Genomic DNA, 19,918 nt, shown 5'->3' with positions numbered 1-19,918 from the left:
CGATGCACGTTCTTTCCAGGCTGGCACTGCTGGCCCTGCTGTTCAGCCCCGTGGCCGTGGCCGAAGTCCACGAAGTGAAAATGCTCAACCGGGGCGCCGCCGGGGCCATGGTCTACGAGCCGGATTTCCTGCGCCTGCAACCCGGCGACAGCGTGCGCTTCCTGTCGTCCCAGAGCGGCCATAACGCCGCGACCATCGACGGTCTGCTGCCCGCCGGCGCCGAGCCGTTCAAGAGCAAGATCAACCAGCCGCTGGAAGTGACATTCGACGTTCCGGGTTTCTATGGCATCCAGTGCAGCCCCCATGTGTCGATGGGCATGGTCATGGCGATCCAGGTTGGTGAGCCGGGCGCTGCGACGCCAGTGCCGCCCGCCAGCCTCAATCTCCGCGCCAGCCAGCGCCTGACCACCATCATCCAGCGCGAACTGCCGCCACGCTGAACCGCGCTTTTTATCTGCTACGGAAGGATCCGCCCGTGATCAAGCTCCACCACCTCGCCCTGGCCCTCGTGGCCCCGACGTTGGCTCATGCCGAATCGGCCCAGGACCAGGCCAACGGCTTTATCGAAGACAGCACCTGGCTGCTGCTCAACCGCAGCGTGTTCGACCAGCGCGACTACCGCCATGGCGGCCGCAGCAACGGCGCGCGCAACGCCTACAAACCCCGCGACCAACGCAACGGCGCCGCCGAAGAATGGGCTTACGGCCTGATGGGCAGCGTGCAATCGGGCTTTACCCAAGGCACCGTCGGAGTTGGCGTCGACGCCCACCTCTACTACGCACGGCAACTGGACAGCGGCGGCGGCCGGGCCGGCAAGGTGCGGTTGCTGGGCCTGGACAACGAAGGTCACCCCAAGGACAACGCCGCCCGCGGTGGCGCGGCGGTCAAACTGCGCTGGTCCAACACCACCCTGAGCTACGGCGAGCAACGGGTGAAAACGCCGGTGTTCAGCTCCTCCGACAGCCGCCTGCTGCCGGAAACCGCCACCGGTTTTTTCCTCACCAGCCAGGAAATCCCCAACCTCAAACTGGTCGGCGGCCACTTCAACGAAAGCACCGACCGCAACGCCTCCAGCCATGACCGCGGCTTCGTGGTGAACTACTCCAACGGCAAACAGGGCAACGGCTTCGACCTGGCCGGCGTGGTCTACGACGGCGTGCCGGGCCTGGTGACCAGCCTCTACACCTCGCGCTACGAAGACAGTTGGCGCCAGCACTACCTCAGCGCCAGCTACCGCAAGCCGCTGGCCGGCGACCGCTCGCTGGGGCTGGACCTCAACCTCTACCGCACGAGCGACACCGGCAAGGCGCTGTCGGGTGACATCGACAACACCACCTGGAGTTTGATGTCGAACTACCGCAGCGGCGCCCACACCTTCAGCCTCGGCTACCAGGCCGTGGACGGCAACACGCCGTTCGACTACGTCACCCGTGGCGCCATCTTTATCAGCAACGCCGTGCAACTGTCCGACTTCAACGCGCCGAACGAACGCTCCTGGCAGGCGCGCTACGACCTGGCGATGCAATCCTTCGGCGTTCCGGGGCTGGTGTTCAGCGCGTTGTATGTGCGCGGCAGCGGGATCGACGGCAGCCATGTCGATCCGCGGGGTGGCTATGCCTGGCTGGGTTATGGCGAGGGTGGCCGGCATTGGGAGCGGGATCTGGAAGCGCGTTATGTGGTGCAGAGCGGTCCGGCGAAAAACCTCGCGCTGTCGCTGCGGCACAGTGTGCACCGCGGCAATGCGGCGCAGGCAGAGACGGATGCCGATCAGGTGCGGTTCGCGGTTGAGTATCCGTTGAGTGGTGGGTTCTGAGCGGGCACGACGCGGAACCTGTAGGAGCGGCCGTTAGCCGCGATGGGCCGCGCAGCGGCCCTGAATCCATCCAGCACATTGTTTCTGGCGGGTTGGGATCTCACATTCAGACATCCTCAAGGTTGAAAGAAATGCCGGATGTAGACAGCCATCTCGAGCTGGATGGTTTTGGGGCCGCTGTGCGGCCCATCGCGGCTAATGGCCGCTCCTACAGGTACCGCGTCAAGCCAGACCCCATTCCATATGCGTAGTCCGCCAAACCGGATCGTCCTCCACGTCCACAATCCGAAACCCCCGCCGCTGCCAGAACTCGATGGCACCCGGCAAAAACGGATGGGTGTGCAGATACAACACCTCCACGCCCTGCTCCACCGCCAACGCCTTCAGCGCCTCGTACAACCGCCGCGCCAACCCGCCCCGCCGGTACGCCGGCTCGACGAATAAGCGCACCACCTCAACCACCCGCCGCCCACGATAGTCGAACTGGGCAAAGCGGTGGTCATACGGCAGGTAACCAATGGCCGCGACAATACGTTCGCCGTCACGGGCAATCAGAAAACGCCCCTGCGCGGGCGCCTGGTAGCTACCCGCAAAATCCGCCAGATCAGTCGGCATCGGCGAATCCGCCAGCATCGGAAAGATCACCGCGCGGGCAGCCATGACAAAAGCCACCGTCTCGGCAATAGAGCCCTCGCCCGGCGCCTTGATGCGGACATCCACCGCACTCATGTCAATAAGCCACAAAAAAAGCCCGGATTTGCTTGACCCACTCCAGAAACCTCCCATTAAATCCGCGAACTCTAACAAAAACATCGGCCGCCGCCCGGCATCTTCAAGGACGCCCCATGCTCAGCACCGTCATCGATAACGCACGCGTCCTCGAACTCAACAACCAGGCCGTGCATTACAGAAACCACGGTTACCTGGACAAAGCGCAAGACTGTTTCCTCGAAGCACTGGCCCTGGCCGAAGCCATCGACGGTTTCGACCCGGCCAGCCTGGCGACGGTGCGCAACGGCCTGGCCGGCCTGCGCTGGGCGCAGCAGCGGCATGCCGAAGCGCTGGCACTTTACCTCGACGTACTGCGCAGCCGCGAAGCGCTGTTTTCCCCCAGCCACATGGTAGTCGGGCAGAGCCTGCAGACCCTGGGCAACTGCTACCTGGAACTGGGCCAACTGGCGCAAGCTGCGCAGGCGCTGGAGCGCGCCGTGCAGGTCTACCGCGAAGACACCCCCGACGACCTCGCGCCCGTCGGCGCCTGCCTCGCCTCGTTGGGCGTGGCCCACCTGCAACAAGAGAACCTTCCCCAAGCGCACAAGGCGCTCAGCGAAGCCCTCGGCATCTATCAGGTACAAAGCCCGCGGGATGAACAGATCATCGCCGCGCTCGGCGAGCAGTTGAAAGCCATCGAAAGCCGCGGCAAAGGCGCGTGGTGGCGGGTTCTGGGGAGGCGGCGCTACCGCTGACGCACAATCCTGAGCACGGTCGGCCAAGAAGGATTATTCTGCAAAAACATTTCCCCGGCTCAGAGTATGTGAGAAGCGAATATGAAGATCGATGACATGGACGCCTTTGTCGCCGTCATCCGCTGCCAGTCGACCAACCTCGCCGCCGAGGCGTTGCAGTTGACCCAGCCGGCGATCACGCGGCGGGTGCAGAATTTCGAGGAAGATCTGGGCGCCAATCTGCTGGATCGCAACACCAAGCCGCTCAAGCCGACGCCCATGGGCTGGCGGGTCTATGAGCAGTGCAAGGCGATCCTGCGGGAGATCGACACCCTGCGCGAGCTGGTCGCCAGCGACGGCGCACCCAGCGGCACATTGCGGCTGGGCGTGCCGCAGACCATCGGCGACGTGGTGCTGCTGGATGCCCTGGCGCAGATCCGTGAATCCTACCCGGACCTGCGCACCCAAGTGGTCAGCGGCTGGGGCAGCTCGCTGATCGCGAAGATGGAAAACGGCGACCTCGACGCCGCCGCCGCGCTGTTCCCCACCGGCAAGATTTTCCCCGAAGGCATCGCCAGCCGCTCCATCGGCCGCATGCAATTGCGCGTCGTCGCGGCCAAGGGCACCGCGAGTAAACGCAGCTACAAACTCAAGGACTGTTACCTGCGCGGCTGGGTGCTCAACCCTGACGGTTGCGGTTTCCGCGCCGGCCTGCAGCGGGCGCTGAGCGAACAGGGGCTGTCGTTGCAGATCAATCTGGAGACCTTCGGCACCGAGCTGCAACTGGGCCTGGTGGCCAACGGTCAGGGCCTGGGCCTGGTGCCGGAGCCGCTGTTGGCGACCAGTCGCCACCGCGATCAACTGGAAGTCCTCAACGTCAGCGACTTCAAGCCGCAAGTGGACCTGTGGCTGTTCCATCCGCGCTACCTGGGCAACCTGCAGGAACCGGTGGAATTGTTCGGCACGGTCTCGGCGCAGCGCCTGGACGGAAACAAAATATCCTGATCGCATGTTAGAAAATAATCTTTATGCCATTTTCTGATAATTAACTTAGAACCAAAAAGCCTTTCACAAGCGCCTTTCAGACGCTTATGTTCGTTTCACCGACCCCAACCTGGTGGAGGCAAATGGATTTCTGCCACCGCCAGCGGGTCTGCCCTTTCCGCTTCTCCCCGCCTTTGCGGCATTTCCCTGGCCGTGCGCAGAACGTCGACATCCCAACCTCGCGGTTGCTGTCGGGTCGTGCTGCCTATGTCCTTCGCGCAGCGCACCTCCGGCAACCTTCATGGAGATACGCGATATGGGGCTCACCCGTAGAGATCTGATTTCCCGCCTGGCCGCCATCGGTGGCTATTCGGCGGCGCTTGGCGGCCTGTCCGCGCTGGGGCTGCCGGGCTCGGCCCAGGCGGCGACCTTCGAACCTTTGAAACTGGCCAGCCGCGCCGGCAACGGCAAAAAAGTCGTGATCGTCGGTGGCGGCATCAGCGGCCTGGTCTCGGCCTACGAGCTGCGCAAGGCCGGCTTCGAGGTCAAGCTGCTGGAAGCCCGCGATCGCATCGGTGGCCGGGTCTGGACCCTGCGCAATGGCGACCGCATCGAGCACAACGACGGCAGCAAACAGACCGTGGAATTCGACAACGGCCTGTTCTTCAACGCTGGCGCCGCACGCCTGCCCAGCCACCACCTGACCATCCTCGGCTACTGCCGCGAGCTGGGCGTGGAGCTGGAAGTGCTGGTCAACAGCAGCCGCAACGCCCTGGTCCAGCCGGACCTGAGCAAGCCGCCGCTGCTGCTGCGCCAGGCGGTCAACGACACCCGCGGCCACCTGAGCGAACTGCTGGCGCGCAGTGTCCAGCGCAACAGCCTCGACCAGGAACTGAACGCCGGCGAGCGCAAGGCGCTGCTGGATTTCCTCAAGGTCTACGGCGACCTCAATGACGAGCGCCAGTACCGCGGCTCAGTGCGCTCGGGCTACACGCGCTTCGCCGGGGCCGGCGACCAGACCCCGGTGCAGCGCACGCCGGTGGAACTCGACCGCCTGCTCGACAGCAACCTGCTGCTGCCGCTGGTGTTCGATGAAATCCCGGAATTCTCCGCGACCATGTTCCAGCCCGTGGGCGGCATGGATCAGATCCCCAAGGCGTTCTATCGCCAGGTCAAGGACGCGGTGCAACTGAACGCCGAAGTGCAGTCGATCCAGACCTCGGAAACCGGCAGTCGCGTGGTCTGGCGCGACCGCATCAGCGGCCGCCAGCACACCGAGGACGCCGACTACGCGGTGGTCGCCCTGCCGCTGCCGCTGCTGCGCAAGCTCGACAGCAACTTCACCCCGGCCTTCAAGCAGGCGCTGGAACTGGCCAAGCCGGACAAGGCCAACAAGGTCGCCTGGCAGTCGCCGCGCTTCTGGGAAACCGACTTCCAGATCTACGGCGGGCTCTCGTACATCAACCATGACGCGCGTTTTCTCTGGTACCCGAGCGACCGCCTGAACAGCGCGCAAGGCGTGCTGGTGGCGACCTACAACACTGGCGATACCGCCGAGGCCTTTGCCGGCAAGACCTTGCAGGAGCAGTTCGCGTCGTCGAAAAGCGCGGTGGAATCGCTGCACCCCGGCCACTCGCAAAAGCTCGGCCGCTCGGTGGCGGTCAACTGGTCGAAAATCCCCTTCAGCGAAAGCCCGTGGATCGTCCACGACGAAGTGGTGCAACCGGCCTACGACACGCTCAACCAGCCCCAGGGCCGCACCTGGCTGGCCAGCGACGCCCTCGCCCACGGCGGCGTCGGCATCTGGCAGAACAGCGCCGCCGAATCCGCCCGTCGCGTGGTCGGCCTGATTGCCGAGCACGCCAACCAGACCACCCGCAACGTTGCCGCCGCCTGACCGACAAGGAATGTCTCCATGAACACCAACACCTTCACTGCCCTGACCTTCGGAGCCCTCATGAGCCTGACCCTGAACGCCGCCCACGCCGACAGCATCCAGCGCATCAGCCCGCCGGGCTCCACCTTCCCCATCTCGCAACTGGTCACGGTGCCGGCCTCGGCGCAACTGACCTTCGTCAGCGGCACCCTGCCCGATGTCGCCGACCCCAAGGCGCCGAAAGGCAGCATCCAGGCCTATGGCAACACCGAAACCCAGACCTTCTCGGTGCTGACCAAACTGCGCAGCGCGCTGCAGAGCCAGGGCTTGGACCTTGGCGATATCGTGCAATTGCGAGTCTTCCTCGTCGGTGACCCGGACAAGGGCGGCACCCTCGACTTCGCTGGCCTGCAGGCCGCCTACACGAAGTTCTTCGCCACCGCCGAACAGCCGAACAAACCGACCCGCACCGCGCTGCAAGTGGTTGCGCTGCCGCTGCCGGGCGCGTTGGTGGAAATCGAAGCCATCGCCGCCAAGGCGCCTTGAGCCCGGCCATTCGGCCCCGTCCTCGCACGAAGAACAACAGAACAGGAAACACGCCTTGAACACTGCCCCTTTGTCCCGCTGGCCAGCGGCGACCGCGCGCACCCCACTGTTGGGCGCGGCACTGCTTGCCAGCCTGAATATCGCCCCCGTCAACGCCGAAGAACCGAGCGACCCCACTGCCAGCGGCTCGCGCCTGGAAACGGTGATCGTCACCGGTAGCCGCGGCAGCGAAAAACGCACCGTGACCACCAGCCCGGCGCCCATCGACGTGATCAGCGCCAAGCAACTGCAAGACACCGGCAAGCCCGGCCTGATGGAAGCCCTCAGCGCCAGCGTCGCCTCCTTCACCCTGCCGGAAAAAACCGGCTGGGACGCCAGCGGCATGGCCCGCGCGCCAAGCCTGCGCGGGCTCAACGCGGCGCAGGTGCTGGTGCTGGTCAACGGCAAGCGCCGCCACACCAGCGCCACCCTGAACATCAGCGGGATCAACGCCGGCGCCGCCCCCGCCGACCTCGATCTGATCCCCATCAGCGCCATCGACCACGTCGAAGTGCTGCGTGACGGCGCCGCCGCCCAGTACGGCTCCGACGCCATCGCCGGGGTCATCAACGTGATCCTCAAGGCCGACACCAGCGGCACCGCCGTGACCAATGCCGGCCAGGGCTACGACGGCAAGAAGCAGACCGTGCAGCAGAGCGTCAACAAGGGCTTCGAGATCGGCACCGACGGCGTGCTGCAACTGGCCCTGGATGCCCGCAGCCAGAACGACGACAACAAAGCCAGCGCCAACGGCTACAGCTATGCCGAAGCCCATGAAAAGGCCGGCAAGGTCACCTATGGCGGCTACGGCACGCCGAAGATCAACCTGCTGACCCTGGGCTATAACGCCGAACTGCCGGTCAACGATGACCTGAGCCTGTACTCGTTCAGCACCTGGTCCTACCGCAAGGCCGAACAGGGCCAGAACTTCCGCCTGCCGACCATCACCAACACCATCACCACCGGCCCCAACGGCCGCCCGGCCGGCTACACGCCGACCTGGTACATCGAAGAACAGGACTTCCAGGCGGCCTTCGGCGCCAAGGGCCAGGCCAGCGAATGGGACTGGGACCTGTCCAGCACCTACGGGCGCAACGACGCCGAACAGGGCACCTGGAACAACCAGAACCCGTCGCTGGGCGAGGCCACGCCGAACCACTTCAAGTCCGGCACCTGGATCTCCACGCAACTGACCAGCAACCTCGACCTGCACCGTGGTTTCGATGTCGGCCTGAGCAAGCCACTGGATCTGTCCTGGGGTCTGGAACAGCGCCGCGACGGTTATGAAGTGGAAGACGGCGACTGGGCCAGTTGGGCCAACGGCGGCTACTGCGTGGCTCCGGGCAACTGCGCCTCGTCGGGGGCGCAGGTCACCAACGGCATCTCCCCGGCGGAGACCGCCAGCGAACACCGCAACAGCGTCGCCAGCTATGTGGACGTGGGTTTCAACCCGCTGCCGCAGTGGTACGTCGGCACCGCGCTGCGCTACGAACACTTTGACCAGGGCATCGGCGCGACCCGCAGCGGCAAGCTCAGCACCCGCTACGAGTTCACCCCGCAACTGGCGGTGCGCGCCACGGTAAGCAACGGCTTCCGCGCACCGTCGCTGGCCAACAGCCTGTTCAGTGCCCGCTCCACCACCTTTGGCGTGGTCAACGGCGTCTACCAGTCGATCAACTTCGGCGTGCTGCCGGTGGACTCGGCCGCCGCCAAGGCCCTTGGCGCCGAACCGCTGAAACCGGAGAAGTCGGCCAACTACAGCCTCGGCCTGACCTTCCAGCCCACCGACCGACTGTCGCTTACCGCTGACGCCTACCTGATCAACGTGCGCGACCGCATCACCCTGACCGGCACCCTGCTCGGCCCGGAAGTGACCCAGAGCCTGGTGGCCAACGGCATCACCTCGACCTCCGGCGGCCAGTACTTCACCAACGGCGCCAACACCCGCACCAAGGGCCTGGACCTGGTCAGCAACTATGACCAGGACCTCGGCGGCCTGGGCAGCGTGAAGTGGACCGCGGCGTTCAACTGGAACCACACCGAGATTCTCGACTACAAAGAGAGCGTCAACATCCTGGGCCGCAACTACGAGCTGATGGACCGTGAGGCGCGCAACTTCATCACCGGCGTACAGCCCAAGACCAAACTGCTCCTGGGCGGCAACTGGCGCCTGGACCGTTACAGCGTCAACCTCGGCTTGACCCACTACGGCTCCTACCGCGAGGTCAACGACGCCAGCGACCGTTCGTACGACCGGGTCTACAAGGCGCGCTGGATTACCGACCTGGACGTGGGCTACCAGTTGACCAAGGACCTCAACCTGGCGATTGGCGCGAAGAACCTGTTCGACATCTATCCCGAGCGGCAATCGCCGAGCAACAAGACCATGGTCAAGAGCTACGGGGCGTACTCGCCGTATGGCTTCACCGGGGGGTATTACTTCACGCGGTTGACCTATGACTTCTGAGGTTTGATGCAATCCTGCAGGTGAAGCACTGCACACCTGTAGGAGCGGCTTCAGCCGCGATGGGCCGCGAAGCGGCCGCAAAACAGGTTTACACCGATTTGGGGCCGCTGCGCGGCCCATCGCGGCTGAAGCCGCTCCTACCAAAGCTGCGGCAGCCGGTAGATTCTGGCAAAAATCAAAATTCAATTTATTGATATTAGTCAATTTATGTAATGCGTAATTTACATAATTAGCATAGAAGAAAATGTGCTTTCACAGGCAGCTTTCCCGCGTTTAAGGTCTATCCCACAGACCGACCCCTTTCCTGGCGGAGGCCGTTATCGACGACTGAAGCCGGGCCTCTTCCCGCGCTTCGTCCCCTTCTCCTCAGGAGCGAAGCATGAGCAAACGACAGATCAAACTCGGCGCGATGATCCACGGTGTCGGTCACGGCTGGGGCGAGTGGCGCCACCCGGACGCTCTGGCCGACGCCAGCGTCAACTTCGGCTACTACAAGCAACAGGCGCAATTGGCCGAAGGCGCCAAATTCGACTTCGCCTTCATTGCCGACAGCCTGCACATCCACGCCAAATCCAGCCCGCACTACCTCAACCGCTTCGAACCACTGACCATCCTCTCGGCCCTGGCCGCCGTCACCGAGCACATCGGCCTGGTGGCGACCATCACCGTCAGCTACACCGAACCCTTCCAGGTCGCCCGGCAACTGGCCTCGCTCGACCATATCAGCGGCGGCCGCGCCGGCTGGAACGTGGTCACCTCGTGGCTGTCCGGCACCGCCGACAACTTCGGCAAGGCCGAGCACCCGCCGCATGCCGAGCGCTACCGCATCGCCAAGGAGCACGTGCAAGTGGTCCAGGGCCTGTGGGATTCCTGGGAAGACGACGCGCTGGTGCGGGACAAGCAGAGCGGCCAGTTCTTCGACCCGGACAAGCTGCACGCGCTGGACCACCAGGGCGAGTTCTTCAAGGTCAAGGGCCCGCTGAACATCGCCCGCTCGCGCCAGGGCCAGCCGCTGATCTTCCAGGCCGGCACCTCCGAGGACGGCCGCAACTTCGCCGCGCGCCAGGCCGACGCGATCTTCGTCAGCCCCGACGGTTTCAGCGGCGCGCGCGCCTACTACCAGGACCTCAAGCAACGGGCGAAAAACTTCGGCCGCAACCCGGACGAGCTGTTCATCCTGCCGGGCATCCGCCCCATCGTCGGCCTCGACGCCGACGACGCCGAAGACCGCTACCAGCAAGCCGCGGCACTGGTCAGCATCGACGACGCGCTGGTCGCCCTCGGCCGGCCGTTCAACGACTACGACTTCAGCGGCCATGACCTCGACGCGCCGTTCCCCGACCTCGGCGACCTCGGCAGCCAGAGCCACAAAGGCTCCTCCGACCACCTCAAGCAATTGGCCCGCGACGAAGGCCTGACCCTGCGTCAGGTGGCGCTGCGCTTCTCGGCACCGACACGGGATTTCGTCGGCACCGCCGAAGAAGTCGCCAACGCCCTGCAGGACTGGTTCGAACACGGCGCGGCAGACGGTTTCATCATCAATTCGCTGTTGCCCGACGGCCTGCAACGCTTCACCGAGACGGTGGTGCCGTTGCTGCAACAACGCGGGTTGCTGCGCCAGGAATACGAAGGCCAGACCCTTCGCGACAACTTTGGCCTGGCGGTGCCGGCCAACCGCTACACCTTGCGTCGCACCCAGGAAGCGGTCGCCTGAACCGCCCTCATGCCCATTCCGCCCGCGCCAAGCGCGGGCCACTCTGACACGCACAAGGAGTTTGCCCCATGAGCCTCGAATTCATCGGCCTCATCGGCCCCCAGGAAGCCAGCGAATCTCAGGCGCCGCGCGGCCCGAGCGTTGACCTGGAATTCATCAAGGCCTTTGCCCAGGCCCAGGAATACGGCGGTTTCGACAAAGCCCTGCTGGCGGTCAACACCAGCGCCGCCGACTCGCTGATCATCGCCAGCCATGTCGCCGCCTACACCGAAAAACTCGGCCTGCTGGTCGCCCACCGCCCGGGCTTCCAGGCGCCGACCTTCGCCGCCCGCCAGTTCGCCACCCTCGACCAGCTCAGCCGTGGCCGCGCCTCGATCAACGTGATTACCGGCGGCGACAGCGGCGACCTGCAGCGTGACGGCGACTTCATCGACAAGGACGCCCGCTACGCCCGCACCGACGAATACCTCGACGTGGTCAAACAGACCTGGACCGCGACCCAGCCGTTCAGCCACGAAGGCGCGCACTACCACGTCGAAGACAACCTGACCCTGATCAAGCCGCTGCAAAAGCCCCATGTGCCGATCTACTTCTCGGGCGCTTCCGACGCCGCCGTGGAAGTCGCGGCCAAGCACGCCGACGTCTACATGATGTGGGGCGAGCCGCTGGAGCAGGTGCGCGAGCGCATCGCCAAGGTGCGCAAGGCAGCGGCCAAATATGGCCGCGAGAAACACATCCGCTTCAGCCTGTCGCTGCGGCCGATCCTCGGCGCCACCGAAGAAGCCGCCTGGGCCCGCGCCGAACAGATCCTCGCCGATGCGCGGGTGCTGCATGAACTGCGCGCGAGCAAGCGTCGTGAATTCAACGTGGGCAAGAACAACATCGGCTCGGCGCGCCTGGTGGAACTGGCCAGCCAGAAAGTGGTGCACGACAAACGCCTGTGGACCGCGATTGCCGCGCTGACCGGCGCGGCCGGCAACTCCACCTCGCTGGTGGGCACCGCGGACCAGGTCGCCGAGGCGGCGCTGGAGTACTACAACCTCGGCGTGACCACCTTCCTGTTCCGTGGCTTCGACCAACTGCGCGATGCGGTGGAGTATGGCCAGGACCTGCTGCCACGGATTCGTGCGCGGGTGGCCGAGCAGGCGCAGGGCAAGCGCGCCAACGGCTGAATTCAAGGCAAAAAAAAACCGCCAGTAACCCTACTGGCGGTGAAACGTAGCGCAGATATGAAGATAGTGCCGTCGCACCCTGGACGACCCGGTCCAGAGGAACGACGTCAGTATCCCCGCCCAGCACCCAGACTGCTTGCTCCTGCCTGCCAATAGCTTGGCTGTGGTTGCCACGGCCTGCACCGTATCTGTCTGCATCTGTAGGAGCGAGCTTGCTCGCGATCAAGGCCCCTTCGCGAGCAAGCTCGCTCCTACAGATACCGATATAGATACAGTGGGCGCGCAAGGCATAACTATCGACGCCACGCGATAACACTCCACTTCTATCATTGCGCGTGATAGTCACCTTCGCTTCGTTCGATTCGTGCCCACCCGCGCCTGAACGCAGAATCCGCCCACTATCAATATATTGGCGGAGTTCTCCATGGAGCAGTCACTCAAACCCTTGCGCTATCCCCTTGCTGCGTTGGCCCTTCTGGTGATGAGTGCCTGTGGTCGCACCCCGGAGGCGGTCCAGGCACCCGGCGCGCCGAAAGTCAGCGTGGCCAAGGTGCTGGAACAACCAATCAATGAATGGGACGAGTTCACCGGCCGTCTCGAAGCGCCGGAAACCGTCGAAGTCCGCCCCCGCGTCTCCGGGCAGATCGACCAGGTGGCCTTCACCGAAGGCGCCCAGGTCAACAAGGGCGACCTGCTGTTCCAGATCGACCCTCGCCCGTTCCAGGCTGAGGTCCGCCGCCTCGAAGCCCAGGTACAACAAGCCCGCGCCACCGCCATCCGCAGTGAAAACGAAGCCCAGCGCGGCGAGCGTCTGCGCAACAGCAACGCCATTTCCGCCGAGCTGGCCGAGTCGCGCACCAGCGCCGCCGCCGAAGCCCGCGCCGGTGTCGCGGCGATCCAGGCGCAACTCGACCTGGCCAAACTGAACCTGAGCTTCACCCGCGTCACCGCGCCGATCAGCGGCCGCGTCAGCCGCGCCCAGTTCACCGCCGGCAACATCGTCACTGCCGACGTCACGCCGCTGACCAGCGTCGTCTCCACCGACCGCGTCTACGCCTACTTCGATGCCGACGAGCGCGTCTACCTGAAATACACCCAGCTCGCCCGCGACGGCCAACGCGGCCAGACCACCCCGGTGTACCTCGGCCTGTCCAACGAAACCGGCAACCCGCACCTGGGCCAGATGAACTTCGTCGACAACCAGGTCAACCCGAAAACCGGCACCATCCGTGGCCGCGCCGTGTTCGACAACCGTGACGGCCAGTTCACCCCCGGCCTCTACGCCCGCCTGAAACTGGTCGGCAGCGCCACCTATTCGGCGGTGCTGATCAACGACGAAGCCGTGGGCACCGACCTGGGCAAGAAGTTCGTGCTGGTCATGGACAAGGACAACAAGGCCGATTACCGCCCTGTCGAGCTCGGTCCGAAACTCGAAGGCCTGCGCATCGTCCGCGCCGGCCTGAGCAAGGAAGACCGCATCGTGGTCAAGGGCCTGCAGCGCGTACGTCCCGGCTCGTCGGTCACCCCTGAAGAAACACCGATGGCCAGCGAAGCGACCCTCGCCGCCCTCGCCCAACAGCGCCAGGCCCTGGAAGCCGCCAACCGTCCGCCAGTGCCCGCCGGCGCCGCGACGGTCAAGCTTGCCAGCGCCACGGCTCCACGCGGTTAAGGGACCAGTCCAATGAATTTTTCCCGGTTTTTCATTACCCGGCCGATCTTCGCCGCGGTGCTCTCGCTGCTGATCCTGATCGCCGGCGCCATCTCGCTGTTCCAGTTGCCGATCAGCGAATACCCGGAAGTGGTGCCGCCCACCGTGGTCGTGCGCGCCAACTTCCCCGGCGCCAACCCCAAGGTGATCGGCGAAACCGTCGCCGCGCCGCTGGAACAAGCCATCACCGGTGTCGAGAACATGCTGTACATGTCCTCGCAGTCCACCGCCGACGGCAAGATCACCCTGACCATCACCTTCGCCCTCGGCACCGACCTGGACAACGCCCAGGTGCAAGTGCAGAACCGCGTGACCCGCACCCAGCCCAAGCTGCCGGAAGAAGTGACGCGTATCGGCATCACCGTCGACAAGGCGTCGCCCGACCTGACCATGGTCGTGCACCTGACCTCGCCGGATAACCGCTACGACATGCTCTACCTGTCCAACTACGCCATCCTAAACATCAAGGATGAGCTGGCGCGCCTCGGCGGCGTCGGTGATGTGCAGTTGTTCGGCATGGGTGATTACTCGCTGCGGGTCTGGCTCGATCCGAACAAGACCGCTTCGCGCAACCTGACCGCCAGCGACGTGGTCACCGCCATCCGCGAACAGAACCGCCAGGTCGCCGCCGGCCAACTCGGCGCACCGCCCGCGCCCGGCAGCACCAGCTTCCAGCTCTCGGTCAACACCCAGGGCCGGCTGGTCAGCGAAGAAGAGTTCGAAAACATCATCATCCGCTCCGGCGAGAACGGTGAAATCACCCGCCTGAAAGACATCGCCCGGATCGAATTGGGTTCCAGCCAGTACGCCCTGCGTTCGCTGCTGAACAACCAGCCGGCCGTAGCGATCCCGATCTTCCAGCGCCCAGGCTCCAACGCCATCGAGATCTCCGACGAAGTGCGGGGCAAGATGGCCGAGCTGAAGAAAGACTTCCCCGAAGGCATGGACTACAGCATCGTCTACGACCCGACCGTGTTCGTTCGCGGCTCGATCGAGGCGGTGGTGCACACCCTGTTCGAAGCGCTGATTCTCGTGGTGCTGGTGGTGATCCTGTTCCTGCAGACCTGGCGCGCCTCGATCATTCCGCTGGTAGCCGTGCCCGTGTCGCTGATCGGTACGTTCGCGGTGATGCACCTGTTCGGCTTCTCGCTCAACGCGCTGTCGCTGTTCGGCCTGGTGCTGGCCATCGGTATCGTGGTGGACGACGCCATCGTTGTGGTGGAGAACGTCGAACGGAACATCGAGCTTGGCCTCGAACCGCTGGAAGCCACGAAAAAAGCCATGAGCGAAGTGACCGGGCCGATCGTCGCCACGGCGCTGGTGCTGTGCGCCGTGTTTATCCCGGCGGCATTTATCTCCGGCCTCACCGGGCAGTTCTATAAACAGTTCGCCCTGACCATCGCCATCTCCACCGTGATCTCGGCCTTCAACTCGCTGACCCTGTCGCCGGCGCTGGCCGCCGTATTGCTCAAGGGCCATCACGCGCCGAAAGACCGTTTCTCGCGGGTGCTCGATCGCCTGTTCGGCGGCTGGCTGTTCCGTCCGTTCAACCGCTTCTTCGAACGTGCCAGCCACAGCTACGTTGGCACCGTCGGCCGGGTGATCCGCCGCAGCGGCGTGGCAATGTTCGTCTACGCCGGGCTGATGGTGCTGACCTGGATGGGCTTCTCGTCCACCCCGACCGGCTTCGTCCCCGCGCAAGACAAACAGTACCTGGTGGCCTTCGCCCAGTTGCCGGACGCGGCCAGCCTCGACCGCACCGAAGCGGTCATCAAGAAAATGAGCGAAATCGCCCTGAAACAACCGGGCGTGGCCGACTCGGTAGCCTTCCCGGGCCTGTCGATCAACGGTTTCACCAACAGCCCCAACAGCGGCATCGTGTTCACCCCGCTCAAGCCGTTCGATGAGCGCAAGGACCCGAGCCAGTCGGCAGCCGCCATCGCCGCCGCGCTGAACGCGCAGTTCGCCGACATCCAGGACGCCTACATCGCGATCTTCCCGCCGCCGCCGGTACAGGGGCTGGGCACCATCGGCGGCTTCCGCCTGCAGATCGAAGACCGCGGCAACCTGGGCTATGAAGCGCTGTACAAAGAAACCCAGAACATCATCGCCAAAAGCCACAACGTGCCGGAGCTGGCCGGACTGTTCACCAGCTACCAGGTCAACGTGCCGCAGGTCGATGCCGCCATCGACCGGGAAAAGGCCAAGACCCACGGCGTGGCCATCAACGACATCTTCGACACCCTGCAGATCTACCTGGGCTCGCTGTACGCCAACGACTTCAACCGTTTTGGCCGCACTTACCAGGTCAACGTCCAGGCTGAACAACAGTTCCGTCTCGACGCCGAACAGATCGGCCAGTTGAAGGTGCGCAACAACCAGGGCGAGATGATCCCGCTGGCGACCTTCATCAAGGTCAGCGACACCTCCGGCCCCGACCGCGTGATGCACTACAACGGCTTCATCACCGCCGAGATCAACGGCGCCGCGGCCCCGGGCTACAGCTCCGGCCAGGCGGAAAAGGCCATCGAGAAACTGCTCAAAGAAGAACTGCCCAACGGCATGACCTTCGAGTGGACCGAGCTGACCTACCAGCAGATCCTCGCCGGTAACACCGCGCTGTTCGTCTTCCCGCTCTGCGTGCTGCTGGCCTTCCTGGTGCTGGCCGCCCAGTACGAAAGCTGGAGCCTGCCGCTGGCGGTGATCCTGATCGTGCCGATGACCCTGCTGTCGGCGATTACCGGGGTGATCCTGTCCGGTAGCGACAACAACATCTTCACCCAGATCGGCTTGATCGTACTGGTGGGGCTGGCGTGCAAGAACGCGATCCTCATCGTCGAGTTCGCCAAGGACAAACAGACCGAGGGCCTCGACCCGCTGGCCGCGGTACTGGAAGCCTGCCGCCTGCGTCTGCGGCCGATCCTGATGACCTCGTTCGCCTTCATCATGGGTGTGGTGCCGCTGGTGTTCTCGTCCGGCGCCGGTGCCGAAATGCGTCACGCCATGGGTGTGGCGGTGTTCTCCGGGATGATCGGGGTGACCATCTTCGGCCTGCTGCTGACGCCCGTGTTCTTTGTCCTGATCCGTCGTTACGTCGAACGCAGCCAGGCGCGCAAGGCCGCGCGGCTGCCCGCCGTGGAGAACCACGCATGAACCCGTTGAACCTGAGCGCTGCAAAACTGTGGATGCCGAGCCTGTTGGTGCTGGCCCTGAGCGCCTGCGCCGTGGGCCCGGACTACAAGGCGCCGGAAACCGCCGCCGCCCACCTGGTCGCCACCGATGGCCAGGCCGGCCTGGACCGCAACCGCTTCGAAAGCGCCTGGTGGCACCAGTTCGAAGACCCGGTGCTGGACCAGTTGGTGACCCAGTCGCTGAACGGCAACCGTGACCTGCGCGTGGCCTTCGCCCGCCTCAAGGCGGCCCGTTCGATCCGCGAAGACGTCGACAACGACGCCTTCCCCACCGTCACCAGCCGCGCCAGCAGCGACCTCGGCAAAGGCCAGATTCCCGGCCAGACCGAAGACCGGGTCAACAGCGAACGCTACGACCTGGGCCTGGACATGGCGTGGGAACTGGACCTGTTCGGCCGCATCCAGCGCCAACTGGAAGCGAGCCAGGCCCAGGAAGCCGCGGCCCAGGCCGACCTGCAACAACTGCAAGTCAGCCTGATCGCCGAACTGGTGGACGCCTACGGCCAGCTTCGTGGCGCGCAACTGCGCGAGAAGATCGCCCTGGCCAACCTCAAGACCCAGCAGGACTCTCGCGGCATCACCGAAACCCTGCGCGATGCCGGTGTCGGCAACGAGCTGGACGTAGTCCGCGCCGACGCCCGCCTCGCGGCGGTGGAAGCCAGCGTGCCGCAACTGCAGGCTGAACAGGTGCGAGCGCGCAACCGCATCGCCACCCTGCTCGGCCAGCGGCCGGACGCGCTGAGCGTCGACCTGTCGCCGGCGCAACTGCCGGCCATCGCCAAGGCCCTGCCGGTGGGCGACCCGGGCGAACTGCTGCAACGCCGCCCGGACATCCGCCGCGCCGAACGCCAACTCGCGGCGGCCACCGCCAACGTCGGCGTCGCCACTGCCGACCTGTTCCCGCGGGTCAGCCTCAGCGGCTTCCTCGGCTTCACCGCCGGGCGCGGTTCGCAGATCGGCTCATCGGCGGCGTCCGCCTGGGCGCTTGGCCCGAGCATCACCTGGGCCGCGTTTGATCTGGGCAGCGTCCGCGCCCGTCTGCGCGGCGCCAACGCCGACGCCGAAGGCGCACTGGCCACCTATGAACAGCAAGTGCTGCTGGCGCTGGAAGAATCGGAAAACGCCTTCAGCGACTACGGCAAACGCCAACAACGCCTGCTCTCGCTGCTGAAACAGAGCGAAGCCAGCCGCAAAGCCGCGGACCTGGCCTCGATCCGCTACCGCGAAGGCACGGTGGACTACCTCGTCCTGCTCGACGCCGAACGCGAGCGCCTCGCCGCGGAAGACGCCCAGGCCCAGGGCGAAGTCGAGTTGTATCGCGGCATCGTCGCCATCTACAAAGCGTTGGGTGGTGGCTGGCAGGCCGAGACCGTCGCCGCCAAGTAATTCAGAGCTCCTTTGGTTGGTTCACACCGACCGTTTTGCCCCGCGGGTGTATGCCTTGCGGGGCTTTTTTTCGGCTGATCTTTCACGCCTCATCGCCGGCGAGACCGGCTCCCACAAGGGCTGTGAACACCCAACCTGTCGGAGCTGGCTTGCCAGCGATGAGGCCGCAAAGCCCCGCAAAAAACCTCAACCCTCCCCTCGCAAATGAAACCCCATCTCCCCCACCGCATCCTGCAACCCATAATCCCGAAACGAAAACCGCCACACCCCGTCCACCCGCTCGAACTCATCGTGATACCGCCCCGCCGTGATCGGTTGTAACGGCAACCCTTCGGTGCACTGAAACACCGTGTAGTACGAGCGCACCGTGGCACGGTTCGCCGCCTCATCGACCTCGATGATCGGATTACTGGTCACATGCTTGGTCCGCGGCGTGCCGCAGGGATACAGCGTGATCAAGTCCCGCATCACCGCCAGCATCTGCGCTGAGTCGAGGGTCGGCCTGTCGCCCGCCAACTTGATCCGGGCATGACGAAACAGCGCCGCCGCGCCTTCAAAGTCGCCGCAGTCCAGGCGCTCCGCATAGAGGTAAAGAAGATTACTGATCGCTACCGCGCTGTCGGTCATAACACCGTCCTCGTCGTTGGGCTCGCCCCACTATCGACCCGCACAGACGGCAGCACATCGTCCATTCAAGCTACAAGCCCCCCACTCCCCCCTTCTGTAGGAGCGAGCTTGCTCGCGATCCCCCTGACACCCCGCCCAGCAAATCCCCCACCGGGGTGTCGCATAAAGCTACGAAATCCAGGCTTCTTCCGACTTTCATGTAGGCAATTTCCCAATCATACTTCCGCGCCTTATCAGCCGTTGCGCTCGTGGGAATCGGCACCTAGTCTTCGCCGGTCGTTGCTCATCAACGACCGGTCTTGACGGACTGACTTTCACAGAACGCTGGTTGCTATGGCAGCTGTGCGTGTGGGCGCCTTCGGGCGCGCCGGGTTTTCTCTGTGGACCGGTCCGTCAACCCTCGCACAGTTGCCACCCTCCTGCTTGACGGCTAGATCGTGGCGACTCACTCCTTCACAGAGATCGACACCATGAAAAAGCCCGTACCCGATCCACCCGCTGCCACCCCTCGCCTCGCCACCGTCCACACCCACTTCAGCGTGTGCAACGACAGCCACAAACCCCTGTTCGCCGTCTGCGCCGGCGTCGACATCGAAGATGCCCTCATACACCTGTCCATGACCCTGAAATCAGCATTCGAAACCAACCTGCAAGTCTGCGAACTGGCCGAGCAGGAAGTCGGGGATCTGGCGTGGAGTAACTACCACTCGCTGGAGATTTCCCGAGCGTTGGTTGAGTCGCTGTTGAAGGGGGTGCGGGACAAAGGAGTTAAGGCTGAGTAGCGTGTTATTGGCTTGCGCAGGCGAAATGACAAAGGGGCGGATTGTTTCAGGTGAGAAAATAAATCCGTCTCTTTTTTGAGTGTTGCGAGAATGAGCATGTGGAGAACGTTAGGCTCTGTATGAAAAGCCTTGATACTCGGTGATGCTGCGTTGAAAACAGCCTCGTGC

Annotated in this window: 15 protein-coding genes; 13 read left to right on the top strand and 2 right to left on the bottom strand. The window is 64.4% G+C overall.

The genetic code is table 11. From position 1 onward, the window contains the following. Window positions 1–2: 2 nt before the first annotated feature. A complete protein-coding gene (locus NTD88_RS14515) occupies window positions 3–440 on the top strand; it encodes a pseudoazurin (RefSeq protein WP_262154651.1) in 438 nt (145 codons plus the stop codon). Between the two features lie 35 nt (window positions 441–475). Continuing rightward, window positions 476–1,813, top strand: a complete 1,338-nt coding sequence (locus tag NTD88_RS14510) for an OprD family porin (protein ID WP_262154652.1) — start codon at window positions 476–478, stop codon at window positions 1,811–1,813. Between the two features lie 222 nt (window positions 1,814–2,035). Here NTD88_RS14510 and NTD88_RS14505 read toward each other — a convergent pair whose 3' ends face one another. Beyond that, entirely contained in the window at window positions 2,036–2,542 is a 507-nt protein-coding gene (locus NTD88_RS14505) for a GNAT family N-acetyltransferase (protein ID WP_262154653.1), read from the bottom strand. 116 nt (window positions 2,543–2,658) lie between these two features. Between NTD88_RS14505 and NTD88_RS14500 the strand changes: the two genes are divergently transcribed. The 10 genes from NTD88_RS14500 to NTD88_RS14455 all read left to right on the top strand — a co-directional run bounded on the left by NTD88_RS14500 (window position 2,659) and on the right by NTD88_RS14455 (window position 18,341). Then, window positions 2,659–3,279 carry a tetratricopeptide repeat protein gene (locus NTD88_RS14500; protein WP_095158743.1) on the top strand — a complete coding sequence of 207 codons (621 nt, stop codon included), beginning with the start codon at window positions 2,659–2,661 and terminating at the stop codon, window positions 3,277–3,279. Window positions 3,280–3,360: 81 nt separating this feature from the next. Further along, window positions 3,361–4,263 (top strand): LysR family transcriptional regulator, encoded by a 903-nt coding sequence (locus NTD88_RS14495; RefSeq protein ID WP_262154654.1) that lies wholly within the window; start codon window positions 3,361–3,363, stop codon window positions 4,261–4,263. Between the two features lie 295 nt (window positions 4,264–4,558). Further along, on the top strand, window positions 4,559–6,139 hold the full coding sequence (locus tag NTD88_RS14490) for a flavin monoamine oxidase family protein (protein ID WP_262154656.1): 1,581 nt from the start codon (window positions 4,559–4,561) through the stop codon (window positions 6,137–6,139). Window positions 6,140–6,157: 18 nt separating this feature from the next. Next, the gene (locus NTD88_RS14485; RefSeq protein ID WP_262154655.1) at window positions 6,158–6,664 is read left to right on the top strand and encodes a RidA family protein; all 507 of its coding nucleotides are present in this window, start codon (window positions 6,158–6,160) and stop codon (window positions 6,662–6,664) included. A gap of 133 nt (window positions 6,665–6,797) precedes the next feature. Beyond that, on the top strand, window positions 6,798–9,170 hold the full coding sequence (locus NTD88_RS14480) for a TonB-dependent receptor plug domain-containing protein (RefSeq protein ID WP_410017280.1): 2,373 nt from the start codon (window positions 6,798–6,800) through the stop codon (window positions 9,168–9,170). Between the two features lie 379 nt (window positions 9,171–9,549). Beyond that, a complete protein-coding gene (locus tag NTD88_RS14475) occupies window positions 9,550–10,884 on the top strand; it encodes an LLM class flavin-dependent oxidoreductase (RefSeq protein ID WP_095158738.1) in 1,335 nt (444 codons plus the stop codon). A 68-nt stretch (window positions 10,885–10,952) separates the two neighbouring features. Beyond that, a complete protein-coding gene (locus tag NTD88_RS14470; RefSeq protein WP_095158737.1) occupies window positions 10,953–12,056 on the top strand; it encodes an LLM class flavin-dependent oxidoreductase in 1,104 nt (367 codons plus the stop codon). 424 nt (window positions 12,057–12,480) lie between these two features. Next, window positions 12,481–13,725: a multidrug efflux RND transporter periplasmic adaptor subunit MexE gene (mexE, locus tag NTD88_RS14465; RefSeq protein WP_095158736.1), complete on the top strand. Its 1,245-nt coding sequence runs from the start codon at window positions 12,481–12,483 to the stop codon at window positions 13,723–13,725. A 12-nt stretch (window positions 13,726–13,737) separates the two neighbouring features. Next, the gene (locus NTD88_RS14460) at window positions 13,738–16,917 is read left to right on the top strand and encodes an efflux RND transporter permease subunit (RefSeq protein ID WP_262153519.1); all 3,180 of its coding nucleotides are present in this window, start codon (window positions 13,738–13,740) and stop codon (window positions 16,915–16,917) included. Continuing rightward, entirely contained in the window at window positions 16,914–18,341 is a 1,428-nt protein-coding gene (locus tag NTD88_RS14455; protein ID WP_262153518.1) for an efflux transporter outer membrane subunit, read from the top strand. Before NTD88_RS14460 ends, NTD88_RS14455 begins: the two co-directional genes overlap by 4 nt. A 186-nt stretch (window positions 18,342–18,527) precedes the next feature. Here NTD88_RS14455 and NTD88_RS14450 read toward each other — a convergent pair whose 3' ends face one another. After that, entirely contained in the window at window positions 18,528–18,968 is a 441-nt protein-coding gene (locus NTD88_RS14450; RefSeq protein ID WP_262153517.1) for a nuclear transport factor 2 family protein, read from the bottom strand. Between the two features lie 470 nt (window positions 18,969–19,438). On the opposite strand from NTD88_RS14450, the gene NTD88_RS14445 reads away from it, so the two are divergent. Next, window positions 19,439–19,750, top strand: a complete 312-nt coding sequence (locus NTD88_RS14445) for a DUF3077 domain-containing protein (protein ID WP_262153516.1) — start codon at window positions 19,439–19,441, stop codon at window positions 19,748–19,750. The last annotated feature ends 168 nt before the right edge of the window (window positions 19,751–19,918 follow it).

Origin of the sequence: Pseudomonas sp. 20P_3.2_Bac5 (genome assembly GCF_025466035.1) — a bacterium.
Taxonomy (GTDB): Bacteria; Pseudomonadota; Gammaproteobacteria; order Pseudomonadales; family Pseudomonadaceae; genus Aquipseudomonas.
This window is presented reverse-complemented; position numbering and strand designations above follow the sequence as displayed.

Bases quoted from the DNA above. Each gene is read 5' to 3' on its own strand.
- NTD88_RS14515 (WP_262154651.1), top strand. From the start codon at position 3: ATGCACGTTCTTTCCAGGCTGGCACTGCTGGCCCTGCTGTTCAGCCCC.
- NTD88_RS14505 (WP_262154653.1), bottom strand. From the start codon at position 2,542: ATGAGTGCGGTGGATGTCCGCATCAAGGCGCCGGGCGAGGGCTCTATT.
- NTD88_RS14500 (WP_095158743.1), top strand. From the start codon at position 2,659: ATGCTCAGCACCGTCATCGATAACGCACGCGTCCTCGAACTCAACAAC.
- NTD88_RS14495 (WP_262154654.1), top strand. From the start codon at position 3,361: ATGAAGATCGATGACATGGACGCCTTTGTCGCCGTCATCCGCTGCCAG.
- NTD88_RS14490 (WP_262154656.1), top strand. From the start codon at position 4,559: ATGGGGCTCACCCGTAGAGATCTGATTTCCCGCCTGGCCGCCATCGGT.
- NTD88_RS14485 (WP_262154655.1), top strand. From the start codon at position 6,158: ATGAACACCAACACCTTCACTGCCCTGACCTTCGGAGCCCTCATGAGC.
- NTD88_RS14475 (WP_095158738.1), top strand. From the start codon at position 9,550: ATGAGCAAACGACAGATCAAACTCGGCGCGATGATCCACGGTGTCGGT.
- NTD88_RS14470 (WP_095158737.1), top strand. From the start codon at position 10,953: ATGAGCCTCGAATTCATCGGCCTCATCGGCCCCCAGGAAGCCAGCGAA.
- mexE (WP_095158736.1), top strand. From the start codon at position 12,481: ATGGAGCAGTCACTCAAACCCTTGCGCTATCCCCTTGCTGCGTTGGCC.
- NTD88_RS14460 (WP_262153519.1), top strand. From the start codon at position 13,738: ATGAATTTTTCCCGGTTTTTCATTACCCGGCCGATCTTCGCCGCGGTG.
- NTD88_RS14455 (WP_262153518.1), top strand. From the start codon at position 16,914: ATGAACCCGTTGAACCTGAGCGCTGCAAAACTGTGGATGCCGAGCCTG.
- NTD88_RS14450 (WP_262153517.1), bottom strand. From the start codon at position 18,968: ATGACCGACAGCGCGGTAGCGATCAGTAATCTTCTTTACCTCTATGCG.
- NTD88_RS14445 (WP_262153516.1), top strand. From the start codon at position 19,439: ATGAAAAAGCCCGTACCCGATCCACCCGCTGCCACCCCTCGCCTCGCC.